Origin of the sequence: Mycobacterium sp., from assembly GCF_035274705.1 — a bacterium.
GTDB lineage: Bacteria > Actinomycetota > Actinomycetes > Mycobacteriales > Mycobacteriaceae > Mycobacterium.
Genome location: NZ_DATENY010000083.1, coordinates 1 through 6,081, shown reverse-complemented (window position 1 = coordinate 6,081; position 6,081 = coordinate 1). Strand labels below are relative to the sequence as shown.

Here is a 6,081-nt window from a genome sequence, read left to right as displayed (position 1 = left end):
CTTCTTGGCGACTTCCTTGACCAGCTCAGCGCCGATCTTCTCGTACGGGTCCTCCAGCTCGATCTCCTTGGCGATGGACACGCCATCGTTGGTGATCGTGGGGGCGCCCCACTTCTTCTCCAGGACGACGTTGCGGCCCTTGGGACCCAACGTCACCTTTACCGCGTCGGCGAGGGCGTTGAGGCCCCGCTCGAGGCCGCGACGGGCCTCTTCGTCATACGCAATTGTCTTGGCCATTGCGAAGTGTTCCTCCGGATTGGGGATGGCACGTCTGTCGGCCGGGTGCAGTGCCCGCGACGGACGACCAATGAGCTGTGCGGCTCGGTCTCACCGTCCCGACCTAGCACTCACCGGTCGCGAGTGCCAACTGCATTCTTAGCACTCGACCAGGGCGAGTGCAAGGTCGTCCGGTGACGAAGGCGGCCACGAAGTGGCGGACGAGGAATCGGACGATCAAGCACTTCACACTCAGCGAACAGGCCGCCACAGCCGATTGCCAGCGGGACAGGCGACCCTGAGGCGGTGACGGTTCCTGGCCTGGGTCTGCTGTCGTTGTCGGGGTTCGAGAACCCGACGTGGCTGGCGCTTCTGGTGGCGCCCGCCGCGCTATTGGCGGTGTACCTGGCAGTGCACGAACGCCGACGCCGACGGATGCGCCGATTCGCCGGCCCCGCAGCGGTCGACTCGGTCACGCCTCGGCGACCGTCGCTGTGGCGACATCTACCCGTGCTGGTGCTGCTGCTGGCGCTCGTCCCGTTGACCATCGCGCTCGCCCAGCCGAGTCACGACGTGCGGGTCCCCCGCAATCGCGCGGTGATCATGCTCCTGATCGACGTGTCCCAGTCGATGAAGGCCACCGATGTCGCGCCGACCCGGCTGACGGCCGCCCAGCACGCCGCGCAACAGTTCGCCCGGCAGGTGACCACCGGCGTGAACCTCGGACTCATCGCGTTCGCGGGAACCGCCAACGTGCTCGTGGCCCCCACGCCCGATCACTCGCTCACCGTCGCGGCCCTCGACAAGTTGCAGCCGTCCGACAGTACCGCCACCGGCCAAGCGATTTTCGCTGCGCTGCAATCCATTCAAACGGTCAACGCGGTGCTCAAGGGGCCGAAGGACAAACCGCCGCCCGCGCGCATCGTGCTGCTATCCGACGGCAAAGAGAACAAGCCGGACAATCCGAACAACCCGCAGGGCGCCTATACCGCGGCGCGGGCCGCAAAGGATCAGGGCGTGCCGATCACCACGATCGCGTTCGGTACGTCCACCGGGCACGTGACCATGAAGGACGAGACCGTGCCGGTGCCCGTCGACGACGGAATGATGAAAACCATCGCCCAGTTGTCCGGCGGCCAGACCTCGAAGGCCGGCAGCGTCGACGAGCTCAACAAGGACTTCGCCGCGGTCGAGGACCAGATGGGGTATCAGGTCGAACGCGGCCCCGCGAGTGCGGGCTGGTTGCGGATCGCGGTCATCATCGCCAGCGTGGGTGCGCTGCTGGGGCTGCTGATCAATCGGCGCCTGCCCGCTTGAACGGTCAATCGGGTAGCCGCCTGTTGAGCAGCACCGCGGCCAGCAGCGCGGCGATCAAGACGAACGCTCCCAGCCGGATCCACGCGGCGCTCGCATCACCGCGAACCGTCTGGTAACCGATGATGTTCTGCAGCGTGGCGTACACGCTGTTGAGCTGATCCAGGCTGGCGGCGTGAAACGCCTGCCCGCCCGAGATCTCACTGATCGTCTGCAGCGTGGAATCGTCGACCGGCACTGGAATGTCTTGGTCGTTGATCTTGACGGTGCCGTCCGGAGTGCCGAATGAGATCGTGGAGATCCCGACGCCTTGGTCCTTGGCGGCGTGCGCCGCCGTGAACGCGCCCCGCGGCCCTTCCGGCTCTGACGGCACGGTCTCTTTTCCGTCGGATTCCAGCACGATGCGGGCGGGCGGCGGTCCGTCCCCGCCGCCGAGCACGCCGGTGGTGGCCGCTATCGCCTGCAGCGCGGTGAAGATCCCCTCACCCGTCGCGGTCCGTTCGGCGGGCTGCAGCGTGTCGATCGCCGCCTTGACGGCGTCGCGGTCTGTTGTCGGTGACATCAACAGTGTTGCGGTTCCCGCGAACTCGACCAAGCCCAGGCTGATTCCCGGAGTCAGCTCGTCCGCGAACCGGTTGCCCGCGTCCTTCGCGGCCGCCAACCGGTTCGGCGCCACATCGGTGGCGACCATGGACTCCGAGACATCGATGACCAACATCACCACGGCCCGGTTGCGGGGGACCCGCAGGTCGTACGTCGGCCCCGCCATCGCGGTGGTCAGCAACGCCAGCGACGCCACCAGCAGCGCGGCGGGAAGGTGCCGCCATCGGCGCGGCCTCGGCTTGCTGACCGCTTGCAGCAATTCGAGATTGGCGAACCGCAGCACCCTTCGTTTGCGCGCGCGCTGCGCCACGACGTACATCAACACCATTGCGACCACGACGACCAGGAACAGGAAGAACCAGGCGTTGGCGAACCCCGACACGCCGAGCGTGCCCAGCAGTGGAACGGTCATGCTCGACGCATCCGCTCACGCAGTTGAGGATCGTCCTCCCACCAGAGCCCGGAAACCTGTTGAGCTTCAGCATGATCCGTGCGGTCGAGTTCGGCGTCGACGACGGCTGCACGCCGGTTCTCATCGGCCGAGAAGTACCGCATCAGCACCACGATGAAGCCGACACCGAGCACGTCGCCGAGGAGCCAGAGCACACCGGCGCCGATCGACTGGTCCGCCCGCGGGCTCGGTCCCCAATGCCGGTCGATGTGCGTGTAGTAGTCGACGGCGATCAGGGGCCCGAGCCACAGCACCATGCCGAGCAGTCCGTCGCCCAGCGATTCCACGATGCTGATGACGAGCGAGATCAGTTGCGAGTACCGACGCGGCACCGGATCCGCCTGCAGTCGCGCGTAGTAATACGCGAAGCCGATCAGCACCAGCAGCGCATTGGTCGCCGACGCCACCGCCGCGTTCCGCAGGGCGGCGGTGTACCAGGGCGTCAGATACAGCAGCCAGGGTGTGGCCAGCATGGCCACCGACGTCGTCGCCGGGTGCGCAATCAGCCGCGCGGCACGGGTCGCCGACCACCGCTGTAGGCCCAGCACCGTCACGGGCCTGCCCATCGCCAGAAAGAACGGCGCCACGTACAGCAGGAGAAGCACCTGCAACGCCCTGACCCAGAACAACATGGTGGCGTAGACGCCGACCATGCTCATCGTCGCCACTGCTATCAGCACGAGGCCTAATGCGAACCACCACGCATATCGCCGCGTCGCCGGTTCGGCGTGCCGCCACGCCCAGCCGTATCCGACACCCGCCGCGACGATCACCGCGGCCGCACCGATGTCCCAGTGCCAACTCGCCAGGTCCATAGCACGCAACTATGCGTCGGCGACCTGTCAGCGCCCTGTGGGACTACGACGCTCGCAATCCGTCGAGGATGACCTCGAAGAGACGCTCGGCCGCGTCCGGCCGGTAGGCCTGCATCGCCTGGCTTCCGACCACGATCGCCTTCACGTCGGGCACGCTGACGTCGGGCCGCGCAGTGCCTGCTTTCTGTGCCGCACGCAGCAACTCGCCGAGCACCCCGAGGAATTCGCTCTCCGCCTCGGGCATCGCGGCCGCGACATCGATGCCCAACCCTGCGAGCGCGTCGGTCAACCCGCGATCGGTCGCCCCCCACTCGAGCACCATCGACCGCAGGAAGGTGAACAACGCCTGCCCCGGGTCGTCGCCGGCCACCAGCGCGCGCCCGTCGCTCACGATGCGCTGTATCCGGTCCTGCACCACCGCCCGGTACAGGTCCTCCTTGGTGGGGAAATGCCTGTACACGGTCCCCGCGCCGACGCCGGCCCGCCGCGCGATCTCGTCGATCGGCACGCCAAGCCCCTCGGCGGCAAAGGTTTCGTAAGCGACCTCCAGCACCCGCGCGCGGTTGCGCGCCGCGTCGGCGCGTAACGGCCGGGCCGTTTCGGTCATCTCGACCTCACCTCGGGAATAGATAAGCGGGGCGCACGTTCCGTATAGTCGTAATCAAACGGAGCGTCCGCCCCGTTTACCACCATTCTAGGAGATTCCCATGGGCAAGTGGACCACCGCCGATGTCCCCGACCAGACGGGTCGCACGGCCGTCATCACCGGCGCCAACACCGGCCTCGGCTACGAGACCGCCGCGGCGCTCACCGCGAAGGGTGCTCACGTCGTGCTCGCCGTCCGCAATCTGGAGAAGGGGAAGGCCGCCGCCGACCTCATCAGCAGGCGCACCCCCGGCGCCAGCGTGGCGCTACAACAGCTCGACCTGACCTCATTGGAGTCGATCCGCAGCGCCGCCGATGAACTGCGCTCCAAGCACGACACCATCGACCTGCTGATCAACAACGCGGGTGTGATGATGACGCCGAAGTCCACCACCAAGGACGGCTTCGAATTGCAGTTCGGCACCAATCATCTGGGCCATTTCGCGCTCACCGGGCTGCTGCTCGATCGCGTGCTGGCGGTACCGGGTTCACGTGTGGTGACGGTCAGCAGCACCGGGCACCGCTTCGCCCGCGGGATCCGTTTCGACGACCTCCAATGGGAACACGACTACAGCCGGGTCGGCGCCTATGGGCAGGCCAAGCTCGCCAACCTGATGTTCACCTACGAACTGCAGCGCCGGTTGATCGGCACCAACACCATCGCCGCCGCCGCACACCCGGGCGGCTCGAACACCGAGTTGATGCGCAATCTGCCCGCCGCGATACGCGGGGTTGGCACGTTGTTGACACCGCTGTTCCAGGGTCCGGATATGGGCGCGCTGCCCACCTTGCGGGCCGCCACCGATCCGGGTGTGCTCGGCGGGCAATACTTCGGCCCTGACGGATTCGGCGAACAACGGGGCTACCCGAAGATCGTGGGTTCCACCGCCGCATCCCACGACACCGCCGCGCAGCGCCGGTTGTGGGCGGTCTCGGAAGAGCTGACGGGCGTGGTTTATCCCGTCGGCTGATGCCGTGCACCGGCGACGCGAGTCACTGCACGGCTTGGCCGCTGAGGCCTACGAAATCCCAGCCCGCCGAGCGCAGTGTGGTGATCGCGTCGCCTACTCCGGCGGCGGTCCCCGCCTCCGGATGGTTCATGTGCGCGATCACGATCGATCCTGGCGTCGCCCCAACAATGCTGGAACGCACTGACGCGGCCGAGGCCGTTGCGCCCTTGTCGGCGTTGACCGTGAAGCCGAGCGGACGTTCGCCGAGTTCATGGACGATCTCGACGGCGACGTCGTCGTAATGGGCGGTGCCTGGACGAAACCAGGTCGGCGGTTTACCGGTCAACGCAGTGATCTTGTTGTGGTTCGTCCACACCTCAGCGACCACCTCATCGGTCGATCGGGTTCCGCCGATCCCGTATGCGGAGCGCCCGGTCACCGAGAGCGGGATATGGCGAGTGCCGTGGTTGCCGATTTCGAACAACGGATTCGCGGCGAGACGTTCTGCACTGCCGGGGTTTGTGTCGATCCACATCCCGCAGAGAAAGAGCACAGCGGGAACGGCATTGCGAGCCAGAGTCGCCAGCAGCGTGTCATCACACGCGCCGCGACACGCATCGAACGTCAGCGCAATCTGCTTGCCGCCGGCGGCGAACGTCGTGGCGACACCGGGCAGCGACATACCCCACTGGGTCGGCGCTCGCCCTCGGTTGAGAGAGGCGACAGCTCCCGGATCGAGGTCGGGAGGGGCCGCGGCCGCGTCCGCTACAGCGATGCCGGCAGCCGCCACCGAACCCGCAACGGTAGCCAGGAATGCCCGACGGCTGATCACGCGCGCAGGCTAGCGCCGTTACCTGAATGGAAGCTGTCGAGAGCGCGGCGAACCAGCGCCGCTATGGCAAGCTGGAGACGATGTCACTCGTCGTGCCGCCTTATCCCCCACCGCGATACGCCAAAGACGAACCAGAAGTCAGTGCCTGGCTCAGGCGGGCGCCCGAGAACGGCGGGGAGCCGCCGGACTATGACTCGTTCGGGCTTATGCAGTCCCGGCGGCATCCACGGCTTCCGTAACGAAGCCGATGAGCCT

Annotated in this window: 7 protein-coding genes and 1 pseudogene; 3 read left to right on the top strand and 5 right to left on the bottom strand. The window is 66.9% G+C overall.

All coding sequences use genetic code 11. The features are described from left to right. Window positions 1-237 (bottom strand): TCP-1/cpn60 chaperonin family protein (locus VJV41_RS18125; protein ID WP_284498098.1); only part of this gene is annotated, 237 nt, incomplete at its 3' end. A gap of 285 nt (window positions 238-522) precedes the next feature. Between VJV41_RS18125 and VJV41_RS18120 the strand changes: the two genes are divergently transcribed. Next, window positions 523-1,533 carry a VWA domain-containing protein gene (locus VJV41_RS18120; protein ID WP_325336136.1) on the top strand — a complete coding sequence of 337 codons (1,011 nt, stop codon included), beginning with the start codon at window positions 523-525 and terminating at the stop codon, window positions 1,531-1,533. A gap of 4 nt (window positions 1,534-1,537) precedes the next feature. Here VJV41_RS18120 and VJV41_RS18115 read toward each other — a convergent pair whose 3' ends face one another. Genes VJV41_RS18115 through VJV41_RS18105 form a run of 3 tightly spaced genes read right to left on the bottom strand, consistent with a single transcriptional unit; the run spans window position 1,538 to window position 4,006 of the window. Beyond that, a complete protein-coding gene (locus VJV41_RS18115; RefSeq protein WP_325336134.1) occupies window positions 1,538-2,545 on the bottom strand; it encodes a VWA domain-containing protein in 1,008 nt (335 codons plus the stop codon). Further along, window positions 2,542-3,399 carry a cytochrome c oxidase assembly protein gene (locus VJV41_RS18110; RefSeq protein ID WP_325336132.1) on the bottom strand — a complete coding sequence of 286 codons (858 nt, stop codon included), beginning with the start codon at window positions 3,397-3,399 and terminating at the stop codon, window positions 2,542-2,544. The genes VJV41_RS18115 and VJV41_RS18110 overlap by 4 nt, the downstream gene beginning before the upstream one ends. A 43-nt stretch (window positions 3,400-3,442) precedes the next feature. Further along, on the bottom strand, window positions 3,443-4,006 hold the full coding sequence (locus VJV41_RS18105) for a TetR/AcrR family transcriptional regulator (RefSeq protein ID WP_325336131.1): 564 nt from the start codon (window positions 4,004-4,006) through the stop codon (window positions 3,443-3,445). Between the two features lie 100 nt (window positions 4,007-4,106). Here VJV41_RS18105 and VJV41_RS18100 point away from each other — a divergent pair, with 100 nt between their 5' ends. After that, the gene (locus VJV41_RS18100) at window positions 4,107-5,015 is read left to right on the top strand and encodes an SDR family NAD(P)-dependent oxidoreductase (protein WP_325336130.1); all 909 of its coding nucleotides are present in this window, start codon (window positions 4,107-4,109) and stop codon (window positions 5,013-5,015) included. A gap of 22 nt (window positions 5,016-5,037) precedes the next feature. On the opposite strand, the gene VJV41_RS18095 is transcribed toward VJV41_RS18100, so the two are convergent. Further along, window positions 5,038-5,826, bottom strand: a complete 789-nt coding sequence (locus VJV41_RS18095) for a polysaccharide deacetylase family protein (protein ID WP_325336129.1) — start codon at window positions 5,824-5,826, stop codon at window positions 5,038-5,040. Between the two features lie 80 nt (window positions 5,827-5,906). Here VJV41_RS18095 and VJV41_RS18090 point away from each other — a divergent pair. After that, a pseudogene (locus VJV41_RS18090) lies at window positions 5,907-6,032 on the top strand (cupin); the annotation flags it as partial. Window positions 6,033-6,081: the final 49 nt, after the last annotated feature.